Annotated in this window: 22 protein-coding genes; 11 read left to right on the forward strand and 11 right to left on the reverse strand. The window is 44.8% G+C overall.

Going from position 1 to position 23,148, the window contains the following annotated elements:
• The 4 genes from ftsY to rpoH form a co-directional block, all read left to right on the forward strand.
• Window positions 1-1,194: signal recognition particle-docking protein FtsY (gene ftsY / locus Q4557_RS09730; RefSeq protein WP_303412374.1), on the forward strand; the 1,194-nt coding region annotated here is incomplete at its 5' end.
• A gap of 6 nt (window positions 1,195-1,200) precedes the next feature.
• Window positions 1,201-1,893 (forward strand): cell division ATP-binding protein FtsE, encoded by a 693-nt coding sequence (gene ftsE / locus Q4557_RS09735; protein ID WP_076538182.1) that lies wholly within the window; start codon window positions 1,201-1,203, stop codon window positions 1,891-1,893.
• On the forward strand, window positions 1,893-2,858 hold the full coding sequence (gene ftsX, locus Q4557_RS09740; protein WP_102440146.1) for a permease-like cell division protein FtsX: 966 nt from the start codon (window positions 1,893-1,895) through the stop codon (window positions 2,856-2,858). Before ftsE ends, ftsX begins: the two co-directional genes overlap by 1 nt.
• Window positions 2,859-3,113: 255 nt before the next feature.
• Window positions 3,114-3,977 (forward strand): RNA polymerase sigma factor RpoH, encoded by an 864-nt coding sequence (gene rpoH, locus Q4557_RS09745; RefSeq protein ID WP_102440147.1) that lies wholly within the window; start codon window positions 3,114-3,116, stop codon window positions 3,975-3,977.
• 125 nt (window positions 3,978-4,102) lie between these two features.
• On the opposite strand, the gene menE is transcribed toward rpoH, so the two are convergent.
• The 5 genes from menE to Q4557_RS09770 all read right to left on the reverse strand — a co-directional run bounded on the left by menE (window position 4,103) and on the right by Q4557_RS09770 (window position 9,955).
• Entirely contained in the window at window positions 4,103-5,671 is a 1,569-nt protein-coding gene (gene menE, locus Q4557_RS09750) for an o-succinylbenzoate--CoA ligase (RefSeq protein WP_102476597.1), read from the reverse strand.
• Window position 5,672: 1 nt separating this feature from the next.
• Entirely contained in the window at window positions 5,673-6,833 is a 1,161-nt protein-coding gene (menC, locus tag Q4557_RS09755) for an o-succinylbenzoate synthase (protein WP_241903580.1), read from the reverse strand.
• 11 nt (window positions 6,834-6,844) lie between these two features.
• A complete protein-coding gene (menH, locus tag Q4557_RS09760) occupies window positions 6,845-7,615 on the reverse strand; it encodes a 2-succinyl-6-hydroxy-2,4-cyclohexadiene-1-carboxylate synthase (protein ID WP_102440149.1) in 771 nt (256 codons plus the stop codon).
• The gene (gene menD / locus Q4557_RS09765) at window positions 7,615-9,342 is read right to left on the reverse strand and encodes a 2-succinyl-5-enolpyruvyl-6-hydroxy-3-cyclohexene-1-carboxylic-acid synthase (RefSeq protein ID WP_303412382.1); all 1,728 of its coding nucleotides are present in this window, start codon (window positions 9,340-9,342) and stop codon (window positions 7,615-7,617) included. Before menD ends, menH begins: the two co-directional genes overlap by 1 nt.
• 178 nt (window positions 9,343-9,520) lie before the next feature.
• Entirely contained in the window at window positions 9,521-9,955 is a 435-nt protein-coding gene (locus Q4557_RS09770) for an Lrp/AsnC family transcriptional regulator (RefSeq protein ID WP_102440151.1), read from the reverse strand.
• 140 nt (window positions 9,956-10,095) lie between these two features.
• Between Q4557_RS09770 and yjeH the strand changes: the two genes are divergently transcribed.
• Window positions 10,096-11,370, forward strand: coding sequence for an L-methionine/branched-chain amino acid transporter (gene yjeH, locus Q4557_RS09775; RefSeq protein ID WP_303412384.1), 1,275 nt, complete (start codon window positions 10,096-10,098; stop codon window positions 11,368-11,370).
• 58 nt (window positions 11,371-11,428) lie between these two features.
• On the opposite strand, the gene Q4557_RS09780 is transcribed toward yjeH, so the two are convergent.
• Both Q4557_RS09780 and Q4557_RS09785 read right to left on the reverse strand, forming a co-directional pair.
• Window positions 11,429-11,878 carry a TerB family tellurite resistance protein gene (locus Q4557_RS09780; RefSeq protein ID WP_102440153.1) on the reverse strand — a complete coding sequence of 150 codons (450 nt, stop codon included), beginning with the start codon at window positions 11,876-11,878 and terminating at the stop codon, window positions 11,429-11,431.
• A gap of 133 nt (window positions 11,879-12,011) precedes the next feature.
• A complete protein-coding gene (locus Q4557_RS09785) occupies window positions 12,012-12,551 on the reverse strand; it encodes a DUF2780 domain-containing protein (protein WP_102440154.1) in 540 nt (179 codons plus the stop codon).
• A 180-nt stretch (window positions 12,552-12,731) separates the two neighbouring features.
• Between Q4557_RS09785 and Q4557_RS09790 the strand changes: the two genes are divergently transcribed.
• Together Q4557_RS09790 and Q4557_RS09795 are read left to right on the forward strand one after the other, a co-directional pair.
• Complete coding sequence (locus tag Q4557_RS09790; protein WP_102440155.1) at window positions 12,732-13,475, forward strand: hypothetical protein; 744 nt, start codon at window positions 12,732-12,734, stop codon at window positions 13,473-13,475.
• Window positions 13,476-13,510: 35 nt separating this feature from the next.
• Window positions 13,511-14,914 (forward strand): tetratricopeptide repeat protein, encoded by a 1,404-nt coding sequence (locus Q4557_RS09795; protein WP_102440156.1) that lies wholly within the window; start codon window positions 13,511-13,513, stop codon window positions 14,912-14,914.
• A 79-nt stretch (window positions 14,915-14,993) separates the two neighbouring features.
• Here the strand turns inward: Q4557_RS09795 and Q4557_RS09800 are convergent, their stop codons facing one another.
• Together Q4557_RS09800 and Q4557_RS09805 are read right to left on the reverse strand one after the other, a co-directional pair.
• Complete coding sequence (locus Q4557_RS09800) at window positions 14,994-15,338, reverse strand: hypothetical protein (protein ID WP_102440157.1); 345 nt, start codon at window positions 15,336-15,338, stop codon at window positions 14,994-14,996.
• Between the two features lie 226 nt (window positions 15,339-15,564).
• Window positions 15,565-16,542, reverse strand: a complete 978-nt coding sequence (locus tag Q4557_RS09805) for a LysR family transcriptional regulator (protein WP_102440158.1) — start codon at window positions 16,540-16,542, stop codon at window positions 15,565-15,567.
• Window positions 16,543-16,657: 115 nt separating this feature from the next.
• Between Q4557_RS09805 and Q4557_RS09810 the strand changes: the two genes are divergently transcribed.
• Entirely contained in the window at window positions 16,658-17,860 is a 1,203-nt protein-coding gene (locus Q4557_RS09810; protein ID WP_102440159.1) for a multidrug effflux MFS transporter, read from the forward strand.
• A 107-nt stretch (window positions 17,861-17,967) separates the two neighbouring features.
• Here Q4557_RS09810 and Q4557_RS09815 read toward each other — a convergent pair whose 3' ends face one another.
• Window positions 17,968-18,951 (reverse strand): putative porin, encoded by a 984-nt coding sequence (locus tag Q4557_RS09815; protein ID WP_303412386.1) that lies wholly within the window; start codon window positions 18,949-18,951, stop codon window positions 17,968-17,970.
• A gap of 137 nt (window positions 18,952-19,088) precedes the next feature.
• Between Q4557_RS09815 and Q4557_RS09820 the strand changes: the two genes are divergently transcribed.
• Together Q4557_RS09820 and Q4557_RS09825 are read left to right on the forward strand one after the other, a co-directional pair.
• Window positions 19,089-19,706: a tRNA-uridine aminocarboxypropyltransferase gene (locus Q4557_RS09820; protein WP_303412387.1), complete on the forward strand. Its 618-nt coding sequence runs from the start codon at window positions 19,089-19,091 to the stop codon at window positions 19,704-19,706.
• 4 nt (window positions 19,707-19,710) lie between these two features.
• Entirely contained in the window at window positions 19,711-20,088 is a 378-nt protein-coding gene (locus Q4557_RS09825; RefSeq protein WP_241901066.1) for a hypothetical protein, read from the forward strand.
• Between the two features lie 26 nt (window positions 20,089-20,114).
• On the opposite strand, the gene Q4557_RS09830 is transcribed toward Q4557_RS09825, so the two are convergent.
• On the reverse strand, window positions 20,115-21,596 hold the full coding sequence (locus tag Q4557_RS09830; protein ID WP_303412390.1) for an ATP-binding cassette domain-containing protein: 1,482 nt from the start codon (window positions 21,594-21,596) through the stop codon (window positions 20,115-20,117).
• A gap of 258 nt (window positions 21,597-21,854) precedes the next feature.
• On the opposite strand from Q4557_RS09830, the gene Q4557_RS09835 reads away from it, so the two are divergent.
• The gene (locus Q4557_RS09835) at window positions 21,855-23,093 is read left to right on the forward strand and encodes an amidohydrolase (protein WP_241901070.1); all 1,239 of its coding nucleotides are present in this window, start codon (window positions 21,855-21,857) and stop codon (window positions 23,091-23,093) included.
• Window positions 23,094-23,148 lie beyond the last annotated feature (55 nt).

Here is a 23,148-nt window from a genome sequence, read left to right on the forward strand (position 1 = left end):
CAAGAGCAAGCTCGATTGGCAGCAGAAGCCGAAGCGGCGCGTATTGCATTAGAAGCTGAACGTGCAGCAGAGCAGCAACGTCTTGCTGACGAAGAACAAGCTCGATTGGCAGCAGAAGCCGAAGCGGCGCGTATTGCACTAGAAGCTGAACGTGCAGCAGAGCAGCAGCGTCTTGCTGACCAAGAGCAAGCTCGATTGGCAGCAGAAGCCGAAGCGGCTGACGTTGAGCAAGAGCAAGTGGATGAGCCTCAGGCTAAACCGGTAAAAGAGGGCTTATTTGCCCGCTTAAAGCGTGGATTACTGCGAACCAGTGAAAACATTGGTAGCGGCTTTATGGGGATCTTCCGCGGTAAAAAAATTGACGATGACTTATTCGAAGAACTCGAAGAGCAATTATTGATTGCCGATGTGGGCGTCGAAACCACCACTCGCCTGATTGATAATTTGACCTCACAAGCATCACGTAAGCAACTTAAAGATGCCGAAGCGCTATATGATTTATTACGAGACGAATTACAAACTATTCTCGATCCAGTGGCAGTCCCTTTAGTGCCTGAAAATGCAGACGGCCCATTTGTTATTTTAATGGTCGGCGTCAATGGCGTGGGTAAAACTACCACCATTGGTAAATTAGCAAAACAGTATCAAAAACAAGGCAAATCTGTCATGTTAGCGGCTGGTGATACCTTCCGTGCAGCAGCCGTTGAGCAATTACAGGTTTGGGGACAACGTAATGACATCCCAGTGATTGCCCAACATACCGGCGCAGACAGTGCCTCGGTATTATTTGATGCATTACAAGCTGCCAAAGCGCGTAATGTTGACGTACTGATTGCCGATACGGCAGGGCGTTTACAAAATAAGAGTCATTTGATGGAAGAGCTGAAAAAAGTTGTTCGCGTCATGAAAAAATTAGACCCTAATGCGCCTCACGAGGTGATGCTAACGCTAGATGCAAGTACCGGGCAAAATGCCATTAGCCAGGCGCAGTTATTCCAAGAAGCCGTTGGGGTAACGGGGATCACCATTAGTAAATTAGATGGTACTGCAAAAGGTGGGGTTATTTTCGCCATTGCTGATAAGTTTAATATTCCGATCCGACACATAGGTGTTGGTGAGCAAATTGATGACTTACGTACTTTTAATTCCAGCGATTTCATCGAAGCATTATTTAGTCAGGAAAAGGCAGAATAGTCATTTATGATCCAGTTTGAGCAAGTCAGTAAGATTTATCCGGGTGGCCAAAAAGCACTCTCAGAAGTTAATTTTCACCTCCAACAAGGGGAAATGGCCTTTTTAACCGGACATTCTGGCGCAGGTAAAAGTACCTTGCTCAAATTGATCACTGTGATTGAGCGAGCCAGTGCCGGTAAAGTATCGATTAATGGTCATGATATTGCCAAGTTAGGGAAAAAGCATGTGCCGTATTTACGTCGCAATATCGGCATGATTTTTCAAAACCACCACTTATTAATGGATAAAAGCGTATTTGATAATATTGCGCTGCCATTAGTGATTGAAGGCTTCTCCCACGGCGAGATCCGCAAAAGAGTTGCTGGCGCACTCGACATGGTGGGGCTGTATGGCAAAGAGCGTCATTTGCCCATCATGCTATCTGGCGGTGAGCAACAACGTGTTGGTATTGCCCGCGCCATTGTCAACAAACCGCCTTTATTACTGGCCGATGAACCCACAGGTAACTTAGATCCTAAGTTATCGATGGATATCTTAAGATTATTCGAAACCTTCCATGATTCTGGCACTAGCGTGCTGATTGCCACCCATGACTTAGGCTTGATTGCCCGGATGAAATACCGCACCTTAACCCTGCGTCAGGGCAAAATGCTTGGCAATGACGAGCTCTATTCTGCGACCACAGAAGGGCAAGTATAATGACCAGAAAAGTTAAAATTACCGCCAGTAAGCTGCCTTTTACGGGTCGAGTAGTGATGTTTTTTGTGCGCCACATTCAGCAAGCAATGGCGAGTGTGGGCGAGCTGTGGCGCAACCCGGTGTCCTCTGTGATGACCATGGCGGTACTTGGGGTGAGCTTAAGCTTACCTGCAGCTTTGCAAGTACTGGTTAAAAATGCCGAGAACATCACCCAGTCATGGAATAATGCTGCTGAAATATCGTTATTTATTAACGAAGGCCGCAGTGAGCAATCTATTCAAAATTTAATCCGCCGTATTAATGTATACGCTGAAGTTGATGCGGTTGACTATATAAACCGCGAGCAAGCGCTAGAAGAGTTTCAGCGCTTATCAGGCTTTGGCGAAGCATTATCTTACCTTGATAGTAACCCGTTGCCAGCCGTGGTGGTGGTAACACCTTTGGCGCGTCACTCGAGCCCTGAAGGGGCAAGACAACTATTAGTAAAGCTTGAGCGTGAGCCTGAAGTGAGCTTTGGCCGTTTAGATATTGAATGGCTTGAGCGCCTGCAAGCCATGGTCAGGTTAATTGAGCGCACGGTACTCGCCATTGCTGCGTTACTGGTATTAGCAGTGGTGTTAGTGATTGGCAATACTATTCGCTTAGCCATTATGAATCGCCGTACTGAAATTGAAGTCATGAAACTGGTCGGCGCCACAGAGTCTTTTATTCAACGGCCGTTTCTTTATACCGGTATTTGGTATGGGGTGATTGGCGGCGTGTTAGCTTGGGTTATTATCAATTTATTAGTCTGGTATCTTGATTCTGCTTTAGCTGAGTTGTTAGGTCTTTATGGTAGCCAGTTGCAAATTCAAGCCTTGAGTTTCTCTGAGCTAATTAAGTTAGTGCTACTTGCCTCGTTTTTAGGCTGGCTAGGTTCATACTTATCGGTAAGGCAGCATTTACGTGCCATTGAACCTTCTTAGGGCTTGGTTGGTATCATTTAATAGCTAAATTGATCGCGTAATAGCTAAGTTGATCGCGGCTTTGATGAATTTTTATTAACTTGTAATCGATGTGTTTTCAGTCGAGTATAAATTAGCACAAAAAATGTGCACCAACTAATCTGGTCGCCATGTTGACATATGTCGCCATATCATAGATAGTTCACAAGCTATTGCCGCCAGCTAGCTGTATAATGAGCAATAGACCGTTTTAATGTTGTTAATGTAGGAGCGCCAATGGCCTTTCAATCGCAATCTATGTCACTTACTGTCCCTAGAGGTAGTAGCAGCTTAGAAGCTTATATGCAGTCAGTCACAGGCATCGAAATGCTTGGGGCCGAAGAAGAGCATGAGTTAGCCAAGCGTTTGCAAGAAACTGGCGATCTACAAGCGGCAAAAAAACTGATTATGTCGCACCTGCGCTTTGTAGTGCATGTGGCTAAAGGTTATTCAGGATATGGTTTGCCACAGGCGGACCTTATTCAAGAAGGCAACATTGGTTTGATGAAAGCGGTAAAACGTTTTGATCCTGGTGTTGGTGTGCGCTTGGTGTCTTTTGCTGTGCATTGGATTAAAGCTGAAATTCATGAATACGTGCTTAAAAACTGGCGTATTGTGAAAGTTGCCACCACCAAAGCGCAACGTAAATTATTCTTCAACATTCGTAAAACCAAAAAGCGTTTAGGCTGGTTTAGTGATGAAGAAGTCGGCATGGTTGCCGAAAACCTTGGGGTGTCTAAAAAAGACGTCACTGAGATGGAGTCGCGTATGGCGGCTCAAGATCCTGCATTTGATTTAGCCAGCGACAATGATGATGACAGCGGTGTGGATTTTGCCCCAGTTCATTATTTAGAAGATCATTCTTCCGATGTTGCACTTGAAGTTGAAAATCAAAATTGGGAGTCAGACTCTCAAGCGCGTTTATTCTCGGCAATTAAAACCCTTGATGAACGTAGCCAACATATTTTAAGAGCGCGTTGGTTAGATGATGACAAGACAACACTACAAGAATTAGCCGCTACTTACCAAGTGTCTGCAGAGCGCATTAGACAGCTTGAAAAGAATGCCATGACCAAGCTTAAATCTTGTATGGAAATCTAACTTAGCCTCGGGTTGATTCACTTCAATCTCGCTTAAAACTAAAACCTGCTACGGCAGGTTTTTTTGTGGCTAAAAATTAGCTTTCAACTAAAGCTGTTATTAGCTGAAAGCCGTGATAAAACAGCCTAAAGTGAGTCGAGGTTATATTGGCTCTTAACCGCAGCAATGATCTGTTTGCGAGGTATTTTTAAACTGGCGGACTCAATATTATCGGGCCAAGGGTAATAGTGACGCGGGCGCTTAAAGCGAGCGATAAACTTTAATAGCAGTGCTTCAATGCTGCCAATAACCTCGGTTGTTAGCTGGGCTTGGGGAGCTTTAAATTGAATAATTGCTGCTGGTAGCAAGCTAAATTTAGCATCATATTGGCCAAACACAATGGCCTGAGCGATATCAGGGTGAGCCCTTAAGGCGGCTTCAATTTCTTCTGGGTGAATATTTTCACCACCACAGATAAACATATTGTCTACGCGGCCCAGTAAATGTAACTGACCTTGGTCATCAAATTGGCCTTGGTCATTAGTGCAAAACCAACCGTTCTCATCAACAGGACGCTCAAGTATGGGCTCTGCTCGCTGCTGTGAAGCGCTTAGGGTGTGATCAGGGCTTGCTTGTAAATAGCCTAAAAATAAACATGGGCCTTTGACCCAAATTACCCCATCAACTAGCTTTAATTGCCGCTGTGGCAGCGCTGTACCTAAATGATTAGCGCTATTAATGGCCGCGGTAGTGATTTGTGAGCTCATCTCTGACATGCCGTAACTGCAAAAAGCGCTGATGTGTAACTGAGCTAGCTGTTTAACCAGTAGCAGATCGATCGCGCCGCCACCGAGCAATAATGCTTTTACATGTTTAAGTACTGTCGCATCAGTGTCTAAAATCTGGCTTAGCTGGGCAGATACTAACGATAAGTGGCTTAATGGCGTTTGGGCTAATTGCTTAACAAGAGGCTGCTCGGTACTGAGTACTATGGTGGCAGCGGCGATGGCGCAGCGATTAACAATGGCGAGGCCGCCAATATGAAATAGCGGTAATGATAATAACCAGCTATCCCCTTTATCTAGGTTGATATTTTCAGCTGAGCCTTTGGCGCTAGCAATATGATTACTAAGGCTATGAACCACTCCTTTTGGGGTGCCACTTGATCCAGAGGTCAGAATAACATTCACTGGCTGGCTAGCGTCGATAGCGAAGGGCCTGAGTGGCTTACTGGTATTTAGGTTAAGCTTAAATGTCACCTCAGTTGTGATAGGTTGCGGCTGTGCCTGTGTGGCTAATACTGATGCTAATTGCGGTGTTAAATCAGCCTCAGACCAATAGTAATTGATGTTAAAACGCAGGCATAGTTGGCTTATTTGCGCAGCAGGAAAACGGGGTGATATCGGAAAAAATAATGCCCCTAAATCAATACAGGCCCAATACAGGCAAATCATTTCCAGATTATTACGACTAATGCAGGCCAGTCGATGATTTTTTGCAACCCCTTGGCCGCTAAGTTGCTGCGCCAATGCTAATACCAGCTGACTTAACTGAGCATAGCTAATGGCGGTTTGGGTATCGTTACTCGCAGTTGATGCACTGGCGGTTTTATTGAAACCCGCTGTGAGCTCAGCGGCGCTATTCGGTAAGATGATTGCCACTGCATTTGGATGTTCAATAGCAGTTTGGTGCAGCGGCGATATCATGTTATTCATATTAATGCTCGCTATCGGCAATAAGGGTCGATGCTTGATTGAGATCAGCGTCTTGATTGATCGTCGCTTCAGAAATCGTTTCGCGCTGCAGTAGCACACAAACCGCTTTATTCAGTTGGCCTTGCTTATCAATAAGCGGTTCACTAAAGCTTGATAGGGTATCGAGTCCTGGGGTTTCATCTGGAGTCAGCATATAGCTTAATTTAGCCAAGTCATTAATCCCAAGGTTTGCCTCTAAACTTGAGCTTAAAATGCAGCGCACGCCATGGCTATTGGCCGTGGTAATTAACCCTGTTAATTGATTAATGCTGCCTATGATGGTGGGTTTAATTACCAGCGCGGTTAGACCTTCAAGCATGTCAAATTGATACTTGCTGTCGTTTAAGCTTTCATCTAAAGCAAAAGGAATTTTAAGGGCTTGGTAAACCTGTTGGTTTTCTGCTGGGGTTTTACATGGCTCTTCAATATATTCAATGGCCGCTTTAGGCAAACACGCTAGAAACTCAATGGCTTGCTCAGGTGTAAAGCCTTGGTTGGCATCTAAACGGAGTTTAAGCTTTGGATTAAGCTCAAGTATTTGATGAATATATTTTATTTCCTGCTCGATACTGGCTTGGGCGACTTTCACTTTAACTGAGTAGCTGCGTTTATCTAATTGGGCCAGTTTTGCTCGTAACTTATTGAGATCTGAGTCTGGTTGATAATAGAAAAGGCCAATTTTACTTTGCATTGATTGAGCATAATCATATTGGGGATGATCAAACCCGCCATCAAGCTTAAGGGCTAATAAACTTAAGCCAAATGCAGCGGATGGATAAAGCTCAGCAGATGCCAATATCTCATTAATTTGAGTAAGGCTACTGCCTATTAAGCGTGGTAATAGGGTGGTGAGTTGTTCGATAACTGCGTCAAGTGATTCATGACTAAAACCGCTGAGCGCCACGCCTTCAATGTCAGTGCCAGACAGTGGCGCTATTTCAACAAAGCTTTGTTGGCCGCTAGTTAGACTTGCTGCAATGACTAAGCCGTGGCGGATATCAATACGTTGTTTAGCTACGGGTAAATGGGGCGCCAAGTTAATTTGATAACGATATAACTCAAGCTGACTAATACGTGGGGCATTCATTAAAACCTGGTTATTATTACTGTTAGCGGTTGCCATGAATGATGTCCTTAAGGGGTTAAAAGTTGGATGATCCTAGCGGCAAACATCTTAGGTTGCGCTTTATGGATATTGTGACCGCAATGAGCAATGGTGACTGTGTTAAGTTGCAGTTTTTGCTGCCACTGCTGGGCAAGTTGACTGAACTTACTGTCTTGTTCTCCCACTAACAGGTAGGCGGGGCAGTGTAATTGCTTCAGCACTTTTTCGCCATTTTGTTGTAACCCTAGCGAGGTACTTTTAAAACAGTGCAGCAGCGCTTGGGGATTGTTTTTACTGCGAATCGCAATCAGGTTTTTTCTCGCGTCCGTGGTTAAATTAGCAAATACTGGCTGTTGATACCATTGCTCGAGAAAGTCTCTAATAGGTTCGACGGCGAGCTTATCGGCCCACTTTTGATCGTGCTTGAGGCGTGCTTGTTTGTCGCGGCTGCTGGTTAAGCCTAAGTGCGCTGACTCCAGCAATAAACTTAATACTGCTTTGGGGTAAAGCTTGGCAATGTGCAGTGCAATACGGCCACCTAATGAATAACCTAACAAATGAAATTGGCTATAACCGAGCTGGATGACTTTATCGACAATAGACTGCGCCGCCGTTTCAAAGCCTGGGGTTGGCAATTCTAGCTGATTGTCACCATGGCCTGGTAAGTCGATACAGATACAGTGAAAGTGCTGACTTAAAATCTGTAAGCTTGCTTGCCAGTCTTCTTTTGACCCCAAAAAACCATGCAATAATACCAGTGCTGGTAAATTGGTGTCGCCAAAACGATTAATTATTGGCATTAGTGCTGCCTCACCCATTGTCCGATGAGTTTAATCTGATCGCTGGCCTGAGTTGGGCTGACATTCACTTCAATGACTGAGGTGCCTGCATATCCCATCGCATCGGCGTAGGCTTCATTAAAACTCGTTAAACTATCCACTTGATTATAGGCCAGACCAAACATGGCTGCTGCGTAGCCAAATTCTAAGCCATGGCTTAAGCGGTAATATTGCTCTCGAACGGCATCATTGGGTACCGGCAGCAGGTTAAAGATATTACCGCCGTCATTGTTTAAAATCACAATCACAAACGGGCTGTTAACGTGTTTGGTCATCGCCAGTGAGTTTAAGTCGTGCAAACTGGAAATATCCCCAATAAGCAAGGTGGTAGGCTGATTATTGGCTAATGCCACCCCAGTTGCGGTAGCGATTAAGCCATCAATACCCGATGCGCCGCGGTTAGTATAAATATCGGGTAGCTCGCAAATGATTGGTGCATACATATCGTATAAGCGTATTGGCAAGCTATTACCAATAAACCATTGATGTGATGCGCTTTGCTGCTGAGCGATATGCCGAACCACTTGCGGCTCACCAAAACTACTTTGATCAATATGCTGCGTCAGTAATGCTTCAATGTTTTGATTGTGCTCAACTAAGCTTAACGCCCAATTAGCTGCAGAGGAGCGAGGCCAATTGTTATTGCACATGGCAGTGATACTGGCTTGCCAAATTCGTTTTGATTGATGGTTTGGATCCAGTCGTTGCTGGTTTGCTAATACCTGCCAATAGCTATGCCATTGATGATTAGCAATAAAGCTGATTAAACGCTTAGAGATAAAGCGGCCACCAAACACCAAAATGCGGTCAGCTTGTTCAATAAATTTACTGGCTTTAGGATTTAGCAGCAGTTGATCGATATGGCCAATAACACTGGGGTGCTGCCTCAGTTGTGATTGCGCGTCGGCGACTATTGGCCAACCCAGTTTTTGAGATAATTCAATAATTTGCTTTGGGTTTTCTTGGGGGGATAAGGTTCCCGCCACAATGATCCCTTTGCCGTGTGCAAAACGCATCATAGTGTCTTGGCTAGGCAGATTGGTTTGAGCTAACTGGCCGTAATCCGTGTAAGGGTGAGAGTGGTTTAACCATGGCGTAATTGGCGTTACATAATCACTCATTGATTGGGCTAATTGCCCTAGGCTTTGAAGCTCTGTGGGATACAGAGGCTCTCGGTACATGCAATTGACATGTACTGGCTGGGTTAAATTTGCCACTGCTTCATCAATGGTGGTGAGCAAGGTATTAGGGCTGATGGCAAGATCCGGCGTCGGTAAATTCACTTGCTTAGCGTAATCAGTAAAAATGGCGGGCTGATTAATGGCTTGGTTAGCGCCGCAGCCAATGAGTTCAGGCGGCCTGTCGCCAGTTAAAATAATCAGCGGCACCTGAGTAAGCCAAGCTTCAATAATGGCGGGATACAGATTCGCCACCGCAGTGCCAGAAGTGGTGATGATGGCCACCGGGCTGTGACTGGCTTTAGCTAAGCCCAGCGCCATGAAACCCAGCCCACGTTCGTCAAAATGAAGATGAGATTGCAAGCTTGACTGCGCCGCTGCGGCTAAGGTTAATGGGGTTGAGCGAGAGCCTGGCGCCATACAAACATGTTTAACACCCAGTCTGGCTAACTCTTCTAAAATGAGTGCGCCCCAAAGTAAATTGATGTCAGATGTCGGCTGTGATTGCATGTTGATAAACCTAATAGAAAACCAGTTACTAAGAAGTGTAACGCTATCAAGCTGCTATATCTAAGATTTCGGTTGGAAAATTATAAAAAGCTAGCTTGATAAGCTAAAAATAGCGCCAGTAAAGGGGAACAGATAAATTGCTACAATTGAAGTAACCGCTTTTATTTAACCCAATAGCCTAATTACTGGGCTGGTTATTAATCCATTCACTCATCACCACGTGGGTTTTGATTTTAACGATATCGGCTTGGGCATCAATGTATTCCCGAATTTGATGTAAGCGCTTCATTGATGGGGCATTCACATACACTAATAAATCCATTTCGCCGGTAATGCCTTGGCACGTGATCACTTCAGGAATCGCGTGAAAAACATGGACTACATCAGCGCAATTAGCGCGTTCATGCTGGATTTCGAAATACGCTGAAACGCCTTCTTTTTGTGACTCGCTCAATAGCACTTGATAACCACGGATCACGCCGGTTTGTTCTAGCTTTTTGATGCGTTCAGTGACTGCGCTGCGAGATAAACTCACTTGCTCAGCAATATTTGAAATGCTTTGGCGGGCATTAAGGCGTAATGCGTTAATGATTAATTGATCGAACTTGTCCAAGGCTAACCCTCATTATGTTGGTTATTGAGCTAAATGCCGTCATTTTGTCGGTTTGTTCGGTGATCTTGCAGGTGATATGCTGCAGTTTGACAAGCGCTATCAGCTTATACTCTTACTAAATATCACTATAGATAAAGACAATGAATCAAATTACAGCAAGCATAGGGCGCTGGCAAGGCGCAGGACTGATGGCCACCACTTTGCTGGGCACTGGGGTATTTATATTGCCACAGATGACCATAGAGGTGGCTGGGAGTGGCGCTTTACTGGCGTGGATTATACTCACAGTCGCCATATTGCCGGTGGCAGTGGTATTTGGCTTGCTGGCAAGTCGCTTCCCCCATGCCGCAGGGCCAGCTTATTTTATTGAAAAAGCCTTTGGTATCACAGCAGGGCGCACCATAGGGCTGATTTTTTTATTAGTGATCCCCATTGGCGCCCCCGCAGCCATTTTAATGACCTTTCAATTTATGGATGCGCTGGTTGCTATAACAGGTTGGGGGCAATTGGCCGCCGAAATCGCCATTGTTGCTGTGTTATTGCTGCTTAATTATCGCGGCATTCAAGTGTCTGCCAAATTACAGTTTGGGCTAACACTGGCCATTGTGGCTGTAGTGACTGTGCTATTTGGCAGCAGCGGCGCCAACCTTGGGCAATTAACCTCGCTCTCTGCAGTCGCTAAACCAGAAGCGGCGAGCGTGATGTTAGCCATGGGCATCGGTTTTTGGAGCTTTTTAGGCATAGAAGCCATGACCCATTTAGCCAATGACTTTCGCGACCCGAAAAAAGATATGTTACCAGCAATGATGTTAGGCACTGTGTTGGTGGGGATTATTTATCTGGTGTGCACCTTGTTGTTATTAATTGTGCCAGCTGAAGCTGAGGGCCTTGCAATGGTGCATGCTTTTAATCAGCTATTGAGCGGTTTGGGTGTGCCTGCCATTGGGGCGCAAGTTATCGGTGTATTAGGCATAGCAAGTGGCTTGGCAACGGTAAATGTATATTGTGCCAGTGCAGCGCGGCTACTTTGGAGTTTTAGCCAGCAAGGAATATTGCCCAAGTATTTTGAAAAATTGAACTCATACGGCGTACCTTTGCGGGCATTGGTGACCATTTTAGTGACTATGGTGATGGTTATTGTACTGACATTTATCACTGCGCAGAAACTTGAAGATCTGATTGCCTGGAGTAATGGGGTGTTTGTGATTATCTATTTATTAACCATGTTGTCAGCGGCAAAGTTACTCAGTAAAGCTTACTTACCTTTGGTGGTGGCGGGCTGTGTATTTTGTATTGGAGTGGGCTACGCACTCGCTGAGAATATGTGGTATTCGTGCATCTTAGTGCTGACCGTTGCGCCCTTCATCTATTGGCAGAAAAATCATTTAACTCGTAAGGCGCTAATAAGTGATTAGCTATAAGAGCTTAATTTTGTGAGGCTACCTCGACGCGAGTTAGGCCCTCAAAGAGCCCTTAACGTTGCTCCATGGCGATATTACGCATTTGAATAACTTCACTGTGCTTTAAATGCAGCAAATCTGCGGTGCGGCGAATGATTTGATCTTCATTGCGGCACAGTTTGCCGTCGGAGTAGGCAAGCTTCCACATCCCCAGTAACAGTTTCTGTTTTTGGGCGATGGAGCATTGGGCGTTTATTTCAGCGGTAAACTCGTACAATGAGGTGGCATTGCCTTGAATCAATTTGGCTTCAGCGATGAGCTCATCAGCGGCTTGCAGAGTCAAACCGAGATTCTTAGTGAGCATAGCTGGCAACATGGCCACCTCTTGCTCATCAAGGGTTTCATCTGCGTACATGACTTCAAGTAATAAACTGGCAGCAGCGAGATTAAGCTGACGCGCTTGATCTTCTGGGGTGGTCGCTTGGGTATGGGATTGTAAGAACTGTTTTAATTTAGCAATCATATTGCCTCCAATAAACAAAACGATGTATGCAGCTGTGTCAGCCTATGTGATGACTTTAGCTTAACAGAGACAATAATGCCGAGCGAATGGCTCGGCATTAATTAAAATTAATCCATTAACGATACCGCAAAGGTTACATGATTGAACCAAGGCCTTTCATCAACATATCAACTGTGCCTTCAGAGCCGTTGCTTTCCAGATAAGACTTGGCAATATCGACCATAGGCGCCACGTATTCTTTTTTAATTCCAAGTGCTTCAAAGGTGTCATATACCATGCTCGCGCCTTCAAGTGACTTACCAATATCACCAGCTTGAGACAATAACCCTGTCATACCTGAATCTGAAGATAGTGCTGGCACTGCTGCCAATAGCGCATCAGTACCGGGAATGCTATCTGAAATTTGGCTAAAGTCTGAATCGCCCAAGTTAGATTGCGCTAAGCTTAGCAATGCCCCTAAACCACCTTCAGCTTGCTGCTGGTTTAACCCCAGCTGTGACATGACATTACCAACTAAATCAGTTGATTGTGCATCAGCAACCGCTTCAGTAGCGGCGACGGTTTCAACTTTTTCTTCATCACTACCAAAAATGTTATCTAACCATCCAGCTTGAGCGGGTGTGGTGACTGCAAATGCGGTTAATAAAAGGCTTACTGCGGGAGTCATTTTCATTGTGGCCGTCCTGTAGGTAATAATAATTGGATACTTTGGTTAACATTGTAACGCTATTAACAGAATTGTGACAATTGATTTAGGGAACTTCAGTCTAATGACGATATCAATTGTGCAAAAAACTGCTTTTTTCGGTATCCTTAGCAGTATATTTATCTTTTTTTGATTATTGGAACCCCCATGTCATTGTCTGCAATTTTGACTGAAGCATATAATTTCTTTCGTAACCACATTGTACAATTAGCATCATTAACAGTACCGTTGCTGCTACTCCAAGTCGTGATCCAATTATGGTTAGGCAGTGAACTGGCAGCCCAGGCAGAAGTAGAAGTACCACAATTTGGTGCAATGCATGGCGCTGCGATGATGGCGTTATTGCTGATTTTTTCACTGTTGATTTCGGCGCTAACCTTGTACCTAGAGGTGCGATCTCGTGGTCATGAAGTGACCCCTGGGATGATATTGAAAAACAGCTTCACTTTCGTGCCGCCGCTATTATTAGCTGGGGTGTTTTCTGGTTTAGCGATTTTAGCGCCGGTAATGCTGTTTGCTGTGTTTGGGCCGTTTTGGGTTGTAGGTTTGGCGATAAGCTTCTATTTATTTGCCCGTTTAGCTTACGTAAACTTTATGGTGATTGTAGAGCGCCTAACGCCACTAGAAGCCATTAAGAACAGCTTTAAGTTTTCATCTCCTATTGTGCTGAAAACAATGGCTATTTTGATGATGTATATTCCATTGTCATTAGTGGGCGGTACGGTATTATCTCTCGCTGAATTTGGCGGTTTTCCACTACAGGTGATCATCGACACTGTATTCGCATTCTTAGGCCTGTTTGTAAACGTGGCTTTATTCAGATTGTATATGGTTAATCGCAGCACTGATGTTAGCGAAGATGATACCAACAGCGATCATACCGAAATCTAATTAAGTGAGTTGATAGCCTTGAGGAGTTGCCCGAAGTGTTAAATGATATTGAGCTGATAGGCAGCTTCTCTCCTGACATTGTTGAAGATTACACTAAAGCCAAGAGCTATGTGCGAGATATTCCCACCCAGGCTTTGGTGTTTGTCAGAAGTTTTACCCATCAAGTTACTGCGTTAATCGCGGCTAAGCAGTCGCTAAAATTCACTAGCCCCAATTTATATGATCGCATCGAGCAGTTAAATCGCATGCGCTTGATTGATGTGCCTACGACGCGCGCGCTACATAAATTACGTAGTGACGGTAATCGTGGCGCTCATCCTGAGAAATACCATCTAACCCAAGAGCAATTGGTTACGCTCGCTGAAAAAACCATTAAAAATAGCTTAGGGTTAATTGAGCTGCTATATCCGAAAGTCCACCAAAAAGCTGCGCCAGCATATAAATTTGAAGCTTTTGATTCTTTTGCTGGGCGAGAGTTGTGTTATCAAGCTGTCATGCATAATGATCCCCAAGCGCAATATCTGGTGGGGATGTCGCTCAAGTCAAAAGCATTAATGCAACAAGAGCAGGAGCAATCACTGCAGCAACCTGAACTTGAACAGGCCGAGTCAATCAGCACCTTTAAACAGGCGGCTTACTGGTTTGAGCTTGCGGCAACGGCGCATCATCAAGGTTTATTTGAACACGGTGTGGCGCTACTGCATGGTTACAGTGGTCATAAAGACGCGCTAAAAGGCGAGCAAGCCATTGAGCAAGCAGCACAAGCAGGTGTGATTGAAGCTAAAGCCTTATTGGGTTATTTCTATTTAGTGGGCTCTAAGCAGTTTCCGCAGGATATGGCATTAGCCGCGAATTGGCTTGAACAGGCCGCCGTGGCAGAAAATGCAGAAGCGATGTCGAATTTGGGGGTACTGTATTATCAGCAGCAACAGTTAACCGATGCATTTGAGTGGATTAGTAAAGCCGCCCAGACAGGTTATCCCCATGCGCAATACCATTTAGCCTTAATGCTCCATAATGGTGAAGGCTGTGAGGCTGATGCTAATACCAGTGAGCATTGGTTGGCAGAAGCGGCTGAGCAAGGTCAGCTTGATGCCATGTTTGCCCGCGCGCAGCACATGTTAAATGACGATGCTGGTTTGGGTAGCGATGGCTGTTTAGCCGAGCGCTACTTACGTGATGTGATCAATTATGGCCGCAGTGTCCCTGCTATGATTGAACTGAGTGTCGCTTTGGCCGATGGCATGTTAGGCCGCATTGATGTGGTGGAATCGGCATCCTTGTTAAAGCTGGCAAAACAGCATGCGAATGAACAACAAGCTGAAATTATTGACCCCATTTGGTTGTCGCTGCAAATTCAAATTGATAATGTGATTGGGCTTAAGCCCAGTGAACAAGAGTTAAAGTCATTGCAATATGCGCAGCATATTTTGGCTTAATCGTTTCATACATCCCAGATACCAAAACACCGCCAGCTGGCGGTGTTTTCATTGGTATAGCTAAACGGTAAGCAGCTTGTTAATCAGGATTGTGCTCGAAAGTGCGACCCGTGTTGCTGGGTTTGGCTTTTCGGAACATCTCTGATTTGTAGATAGATGATTCTCGCTGCATGTTGGGATTGCTACGATAAAACTCATTTGCTTGAGACTGCTGGCTGAAAATAGGCTGCATTCTAGGGGCTAGGTATTTACGCCCTAATAAGTTCAATCCGATGAAGCTGACTAGAGCAAACATCAGTAAAAACGGTAATAACACTAACGAGGTCAACGAAATCCCGATCACTAATAGCAATGATAATAGTGGGTGAAAATTCCCTAGGCGCTGTTTTAAATTTGTTTGATTAAACATTTGGTTAAAGTTCATTGTTACTCCTAAAATAACCTTTGAACATCGTCATCAAAATAGCACTGGATGACGATGAATTTAATACTTGAAGCATGACTATCGATGATCCCAGCGCCTAGGTCACGTTAATCATGGTTAATGTTTGTGCATTTTTGCGGCAATCTGGGCAGCAATTTGAGCCAAATTTTATCGTCAGTGATTGTGTTATGAAAAATGGGCTGGCTTATATTGCAGTATTGGGCGATTAAACCTGCGTGACAGCCGTTTGTTTTATCGCTTCTTCTACACTGCCACAAATGATATTTCTTAACCAAAGGTGACCCGGCGCTTGGCTGTTGCGTTCATGCCACAGTAGTACATAGGCCATGGGCATAAACTCAAATGGTAGCGGAATTTCAACCAGTGGATAAAGTAGTGCAGCATGCCTTGCAAAGCTCGATGGCAAAGTAAAAATTAAGTCACTGTGGGCGCAAATACTGGCAGCGCCATAAAAATCTGGCACGGTAGAGCTAATACGCCGATGTAAGTTTTTCTCTGCAAGATGGTAATCCAGCGCCCACCAATCATTGCCTTCACAGCGCACCTGCACATGAGCCATTTGCAGGTACAGCTCTCTATTCCAGTGACCGGCTTTAATTTGTGCCATTAGCGGATGATCTTGGCGGATTAAGCACACTTGCCTATCTTTAAATAAGGTCTGATATTTAATCCCATCAGGCAGTTGCTCTATTTTCAAATCAGCTTGAGGATGAGTATCACGACCTGCAATGCCAAAATCGATTTGCCCCAACTGTAAGTCTTGCATCGACTTTTCAGTCCACACATAAGAGTCTAACTTTACATTGGGTGCTTCTCTTAAAATGGTGCCGATAAAATACGGTAGCAAGGTTTCGTAGGCGCTTTCGACCATGGCAAATGAAAAATGCTGGTGGCTGCTGGCAGCAATAAAGCTTGGTGGCTGCACTATTTGATGCAAACTTTGCAGAAGTTGAGGTAATTGTTGGGCAAGATTTACCGCATGGGCAGTGGGCTTTAACCCATGAGCTGTACGCTGAAATAGCGGGTCGTCTAAGGTTGCCCGTAGTCGGTTAAGGCTTTTGCTTAACGCTGACTGACTTAAATGCAGGCGGTTTGCGGCGCGAGTGACCGATTGTTCTTCAAGTAAGACTTGTAGAATGACCAGCAGGTTTAAGTCTATTTTAGCGAGATTATCAATATTCATGTGATATTCCTCAAGGGAAATTTACTTAGGAAATAATACCATTTCTATTCATACCATGAGTAGTCTAAAATGCCGCCCAATTAATCATTACCATGAAATGTAAGAGACCAATTCAATGAGACGTAACCTGCTACCAATACTGATGTTTATGGTGCTACTGAGCCCATTAGCCATCGATATATATTTACCATCCATGCCAACCATGGCGCTAGAGTATGGGGTAAGTGGTAGCCAAATTCAGTCAACATTAGTGTTGTTTTTGTTTGCCATGGGGCTGGGACAAATCCTAATTGGCCCATTAGCCGATCGCTTTGGCCGTAAGCCAATCGCCTTATTCGGTATTGTGTTATATGGCGTGAGCAGCCTAATTGGCGCGATGGCGGTTGAGTTTGAAGTATTGCAACTTGCACGTGTTCTGCAAGGCTTGGCAGCTTGTTCTACTTCGATTGTGGTATTCAGTGCGGTTCGAGACTGTTATACCAGTCAAGAAAGCGTCAAAATGTACAGTTATTTAAATGGCGCTATTTGCGTTATTCCGGCACTGGCACCAACATTGGGCGGCTTATTAGCCCTGCAGTTTGGCTGGCGTTCAACCTTTATCTTTATGGCGCTGTACGCCATCATCGTATTGGCTATCGTTATTTTTAAATTCCCTGAAACTCGCCCAGCAAGCACAGACACTAGCGGTAAGCTTTATCGCTGGGGACGTTACAAGCCAGTATTAAGCGACCCACACTTCATGTTTTATGCTGCAACCTGTATGGCAGCAATGGCATCTATCATCACCTACGTATCATATTCGCCTATGTGGTTAATTGGCCATCTAGGGGTCAGTGAGTTGGCATTTAGTGGCTTATTTGGCCTCAATGCGGCAGTCAATATTGCGGCTTGTTTTGCTGCGCCAGTGTTAGTTAAGCGCATTGGTAATCGCCCAGGTGTGGTGGTGGCATTAACCTTGATGCTCATCGCGGCAGTCCTTGAGGTGGTGATGCAACTTGTAGGACCTGAAACCGGTTTAGCTGCAGGCTTTAGCTTTATGCTACCTATGATGCTGCTATGTATTGGTTTTGCGATATTACTCGGCCCAGCAACTTCAATGGCATTATCAGCCTTTGGTGAGCGCGCCGGTACGGCAGCAGCTATGTTAGGTTGTATTCAAATGAGCGGCGCATCAGTATTGGCGGCGTTAATTCAAATGACCGATATCACCGCACCTTATGCGGTAGCGATATTAATGGGCGGCTTGTCACTGGTGCTACTCATTATTATGTCATCAAAACGCTTGAATCATTTACATGTTGAGCAAGTGCACCCATAAGTCTAGTTTGACTCGGCTAAGCTGCTAAATAAAAATGCCTAACGATCATTATCGTTAGGCCTTTTTTGTGAGTAGCAAAAATTTCTTATAAGTGCTAAAAATTGATTTTAGAATCTACCGTTAATGGCGATGCCAACGCTAGTATCTGAATCGCTATCGATAAAGCGTTGCTCAATAGCGGCTCTAGCCGATACATATTTAGAAAAATGCCAAAAGTAGCTGGTGTTGAGTGTATAGATATTGGCGTTGTCGGAATCACTATAACTATCATTGTAATTAAGGGTGTCATCAGCGGTTTTAATCAAATGATTGTATGAACTTTTATCGTCATAATGTAGATACTGATAACCGCCGCCAACGGACCAAGAATTGGTTATATACCAATCTGCACTAACCCCTAGGCTAGTTTGTTTTCCAGTCCCATTACCTGTTGCTTCTGTGGTGGCATCGACTGGATCATTAGTTCCATCATGAAAAATAGTATCGTATGTATTGTTGTATTCAGTATCAGCTTTAGAGTAGCTGGCTGTAGCGGTTAACATCAGGCCTGATGTAGTTTCGAATGGTAAATAATGCTGATATTCAACTGCAAGTTCATCATAATCCTCACTTTTGTCAAAGCTGTAAATATTGTTTGAAGTAGATTCAGAATGTGAGTGGGTCAGGTATGACAAGGTCAATTTAGCATGTGGATTAAAATAATAACCTGCTTTGAGTTCGTAGACATCTAGATCCGTGGTCGGTACAAAGGCCCTGTCAGTGGATAGTCGAGAATAAGCGCCACCAATAAAGAATTTTGAGTCAAATACATATTCGCCAGAAAGCTCATACAGATCTTGGCGTTCTGTCATTGCATAGCGGGCTGAAACCACAGAAGATTGGCTTAAGAATGTGGCGAGAGCATAGGGGACGTCATTTTGCTTGACCCCTTGAAAATAATAACTATATTTAGCGCTAGCTAAACCGTCAGAGCTTTCACTGGTGTCGAGAAAGCCAATTTCTGCTTCGTGATGAAATGTGCTGTCAGCGGCAAAAGCGGCGCTGCTAGCGAGATAGAGCATCACTGCCAGTGATAACGTGCTACGAGTCATAATTCTTCCTTGAGTTTAATTGAGCTTGTTTATCTAATAAATTTGCAGGTAAATTAGTACCTTAAAATTTACCTGCGAGGTAAACATACCTTTATCGTTTGTTTTTGCAACATATTTAGCAAGGTGTTTGGTGTTTAATGAGTAGAGTGTATTGTCAAAAATGTAGCTACCCACAGTCGGCTTGTATCTGTGATAGCGTGACTAAGATGGAGGCTAAAACTGAGGTGATTGTGCTGCAGCACCCCTCTGAAGTTGAGCATGCAAAAAATACTGTTAAATTGCTGAGTTTAACCCTGCCGCAAACTCAAGTGGTGGTGGGTGAGAGCGCTGATGACTTTGCGCCATTGCGACAACAGCTGGCAAGGGCCAATAAACCTGTGTATCTGGTGTATCCCTGTGAAAATAGTCAAAATGCAGCGGACTCGTCAGTACCAGCAGATTGCTGCATTTTATTAATTGATGGCACCTGGCGCAAAGCATTCAAAATGTTGCAGCTTAATCCGTGGTTATTGGAGCTTCCGGCATTGCATATTGAATTTGAAGGGGTTTCACAATATCTTATTCGCAAGGCCAAACGTAGCGACAGTTTATCAACACTGGAAGCCACCGCTTATACATTGCAAGCAATCGATAGCGAACTTGATATCAGCCCGCTATTTAGCGCCTTTGATGCCATGGTGCAACATAAGCTCAATGCCATGCCTGCTGAGGTGCGAGCCCGTTATATTGAGTCTAAAAACAACCAGGAAGGTTAATTGTATGTCGCTAAACTTATATTCAAACAGTCTATTAAGGCTAATGAGCAAGCTATTACTGCTTTCAAGTTTGCTAGGCGTTATTGCCGTGGCTGCTCAGGCATCTGATAAGCCGCGACTGACCTTGTCGCAACAAGCTGAGCAAGGTCGAATCGACTCGAAAAAGACGGAGCAAAGTCAGCTTGAAAAAGCCCGCCAAGCAGCCAGCGACACCAGCAGTCGTGAGCAAGAAATTATTGAACGCCAAGAGCCTGGTGAGTGGCAACAACAGCAGTTAGAGAAATCTCAAGCGCAGTTTCAACAGCGAGAATCTCGGGCGGATAAATATTTGCGTGAGGCTAAAGAAGCTGCAGCTAAAGAGCGTAAAATCGAAGAAAAGTAAGCGCTTTGGCAATGCAGCACTATTAACTAGCTGATTAGCGCTTTATAGCCACCGGTTTTTGCATCGGCAACAAATTCCAGATAGTTATTAATACTGTCTAAACTGTCCTCATGGTAATGGGACACATATAGTAGCTGACTGAGGTTTTCTCTGGCGATCAGTTCTAGGGTATTTTTGACTAAGCGAATACCCAGATAATCTAACCCTTGATAGGGTTCATCTAAAATCAATAATGTCGGCTGTTTCACTAATGCTCTGGCAATTAACAATAGTCGCTGTTGGCTGTAATCCAGTTGCTTAAACGAGACTTTGGCATAGTGGGACATATGCAAAATGCTGAGCCAATCTTGGGCGATATCTTGCTGGGCTTGGGTGGCTTTTTGGTACAGGCCGATAGAGTCATAAAAGCCGGATAAAATCACATCTTTAGCGCTGCAACCGACGCGATACTGCAAGTGTAATGCCGATGACACCATGCCGATATGCTGCTTTATTTCCCAAATACTTTCTCCAGTGCCACGTTGCTTACCAAAGATATGAATATCATTGCTGTAGCATTGTGGGTGGTCGCCAAAAATAAGCCCTAACAAGGTACTTTTACCACAGCCATTGGGCCCTTTTACCTGCCAGTGTTGGCCTTTATCAATGCGCCAATTAACCTCAGTAAAAATGGTTTTATCACTGTAAGCCACCTTGCCATTTTTAAGTTCAAAGATGGGGTTATCAAATGGGCTTTGATGGCGGTGGCGCTGCATGATAGCCAGCATCTGCTCGCTTTGGACTTTAGATTGGGCGGTAATTTGGCTTATAACAGGGTGTTGCTCCCAGCTGGCTTTATCCATGATGCTATCAAGTTTGCTGTGGCTGAATATAGCAATCTGATCTATCCATGTGGGCATATCTTCCTCGCGAGAAAATATCACCATCATTTGAATATCAAGCTGACTTAGATAAGCCGTTAAGCTTTGACGATGGCTAATGTCGAGCCCTGAATAGGGATTATCTAACACTAAAAAATCCGGCTCGCTAGCAAGGGCAATGGCTAGCATCACGCGACGGGTTTCGCCCGTTGAAAGTTCACGAAACCCGCGCTGTTGCAGCTGAACTAAATCAAGCTCCTCAAGCAGTTTGTCGGTTAATGTTTGCTTATGGCAATGGGCAAAAATTAATCCCGCGACCGTAGTGCCTTTATCGGCATAATCTAAAAAGTCACTGTCATCATTGGCGAGTTCAAGTGCTAATAACCTTTGTTGCTCAGCGAGTGAGACCTGAGCAACTCGGCCTGAGGTTTTATGTATCGAACCTGCGGTGACCTCAATGCTTGATGTATTTGATGTGTCAGAGCCAACGCCCACAGGTACATCTGCTAATAAGTCACCGAGCATGGCGCCAATATCACTGTGGGCGCTGAATACTCCCCAGGATTGGCGATCTTCAATTAACCACTGTTCAATCTCCAATGAGTTACTAGCACCGGCTGCGGTTAATTGCTCAAAGGTGATTTTCATGGGCTTGGACTCTCGATTTAAATTTAATAGTGGCCATAGATTATCAACACAATGTCATCAACCATAGTGTTTATTGAGCCACTCTACATAAATCGACACAATTTCAAATGTGCTTTGGATAACAAAATATTTAACAATTCAAGGGATACGCTGTAGATTGAAATACTACAAAAATGATAAAAACATGGATGATTTATGCGCTTAACGATACTTGCTGCTTGCCTTGCGGTTGCCTCTGGCACTTTTTCTGGTTCGATAATGGCTCAAACCCCTAACGCAGCACAACTTGCAAGCGATGTTGAAGCTAAGGTGTTGGAGTGGCGCCGTGACTTACATCAGCACCCTGAACTGTCTAACCGCGAGTTTAGAACCAGTAAAGTGATTGCCAAACACCTTGAGTCCTTAGGCTTAGAAGTACAAACCGGCATTGCGCACACTGGTGTGGTGGCGATATTAAAAGGCGCAAAGTCTGGGCCGCTAATCGGCATTCGCGCAGATATGGATGCGTTGCCAGTCACAGAAGAGGTTGATTTACCTTTTGCCTCCAAAGCCACTGATACTTATCGTGGCCAAAAAGTCGGCGTGATGCATGCCTGTGGTCATGACACTCATGTGGCGATGTTAATGGGCGTGGCAGAGAATCTGGTCAAGTCTAAAGACAGCCTTGCTGGCGATGTGATGTTTATCTTTCAGCCAGCAGAAGAAGGCGCGCCAGCGGGTGAAGAAGGCGGTGCAGAGTTAATGCTTAAAGAAGGCTTATTTGCTAGTCGTAAACCTGATCAAGTGTTTGGTATGCACGTAACCTCAAGTATGCCCACAGGGATGATTGGTTTGCGAGCAGGCCCTGCGATGGCTTCAGAAGATTCATTTACGATTACGGTAAAGGGTCGCCAAACCCATGGTTCTCGTCCTTGGGGCGGGGTGGACCCGATTGTGGCTTCAGCGCAAATAATTAATAGCGTACAAACCATTATTAGTCGCCGCGTTGATGTGACTAAAGCACCGGCAGTGGTGAGTTTTGGCGCCATTAATGGCGGTATACGCTCGAACATCATTCCTGATGAAGTTGAGTTGATTGGTACTATCCGAACCTTTGATCAAGATATGCGCGCCGACATTAAAGTAAAACTAGCTGAAATCGCGACGCTTTCTGCTCAAACCCTCGGCGCCACTGCCACCACAGAGATTGATGCAGGTTATCCAGTTACGGTTAATAACCCTGAGTTAGTCGCAAAAATGCGTCCGGTTATTCGTGAGGTTGTGGGCGATGATAATCTCATTGAGCCAGGGCTTATCACCGGCGCTGAGGACTTCTCCTACTATGCGCTTGAAACGCCGGGGCTGTTTTACTTTTTAGGGGTGACGCCAGCAGGCACAGATCCTGCCACTGTCGCCAGTAATCATTCGCCAGCATTTTTTGTTGATGAAAAAGCCTTAAAAGTGGGCGTTGAAACCATGACTCAGCTGGCATTAACTGCGCTAGGCGCGGTGAATTAAGCGATAAAAATACTAACAACGGGTTGTAGCAGGCCTGTTGTTCATTGCAATGACT

It is taken from the genome of Shewanella sp. 5_MG-2023 (assembly GCF_030547465.1).
Lineage (GTDB): Bacteria > Pseudomonadota > Gammaproteobacteria > Enterobacterales > Shewanellaceae > Shewanella.

Coding starts and splice junctions, on each gene's coding strand:
- yjeH (WP_303412384.1), top strand. CDS start 10,096: ATGAATCAAATTACAGCAAGCATAGGGCGCTGGCAAGGCGCAGGACTG.
- menE (WP_102476597.1), bottom strand. CDS start 5,671: ATGAATAACATGATATCGCCGCTGCACCAAACTGCTATTGAACATCCA.
- Q4557_RS09830 (WP_303412390.1), bottom strand. CDS start 21,596: ATGAAAATCACCTTTGAGCAATTAACCGCAGCCGGTGCTAGTAACTCA.
- menD (WP_303412382.1), bottom strand. CDS start 9,342: ATGCAATCACAGCCGACATCTGACATCAATTTACTTTGGGGCGCACTC.
- menH (WP_102440149.1), bottom strand. CDS start 7,615: ATGCCAATAATTAATCGTTTTGGCGACACCAATTTACCAGCACTGGTA.
- rpoH (WP_102440147.1), top strand. CDS start 3,114: ATGGCCTTTCAATCGCAATCTATGTCACTTACTGTCCCTAGAGGTAGT.
- Q4557_RS09785 (WP_102440154.1), bottom strand. CDS start 12,551: ATGAAAATGACTCCCGCAGTAAGCCTTTTATTAACCGCATTTGCAGTC.
- Q4557_RS09825 (WP_241901066.1), top strand. CDS start 19,711: ATGTCGCTAAACTTATATTCAAACAGTCTATTAAGGCTAATGAGCAAG.
- ftsX (WP_102440146.1), top strand. CDS start 1,893: ATGACCAGAAAAGTTAAAATTACCGCCAGTAAGCTGCCTTTTACGGGT.
- Q4557_RS09820 (WP_303412387.1), top strand. CDS start 19,089: ATGAGTAGAGTGTATTGTCAAAAATGTAGCTACCCACAGTCGGCTTGT.
- ftsE (WP_076538182.1), top strand. CDS start 1,201: ATGATCCAGTTTGAGCAAGTCAGTAAGATTTATCCGGGTGGCCAAAAA.
- Q4557_RS09780 (WP_102440153.1), bottom strand. CDS start 11,878: ATGATTGCTAAATTAAAACAGTTCTTACAATCCCATACCCAAGCGACC.
- Q4557_RS09810 (WP_102440159.1), top strand. CDS start 16,658: ATGAGACGTAACCTGCTACCAATACTGATGTTTATGGTGCTACTGAGC.
- Q4557_RS09815 (WP_303412386.1), bottom strand. CDS start 18,951: ATGACTCGTAGCACGTTATCACTGGCAGTGATGCTCTATCTCGCTAGC.
- Q4557_RS09800 (WP_102440157.1), bottom strand. CDS start 15,338: ATGAACTTTAACCAAATGTTTAATCAAACAAATTTAAAACAGCGCCTA.
- menC (WP_241903580.1), bottom strand. CDS start 6,833: ATGGCAACCGCTAACAGTAATAATAACCAGGTTTTAATGAATGCCCCA.
- Q4557_RS09805 (WP_102440158.1), bottom strand. CDS start 16,542: ATGAATATTGATAATCTCGCTAAAATAGACTTAAACCTGCTGGTCATT.
- Q4557_RS09790 (WP_102440155.1), top strand. CDS start 12,732: ATGTCATTGTCTGCAATTTTGACTGAAGCATATAATTTCTTTCGTAAC.
- Q4557_RS09835 (WP_241901070.1), top strand. CDS start 21,855: ATGGCTCAAACCCCTAACGCAGCACAACTTGCAAGCGATGTTGAAGCT.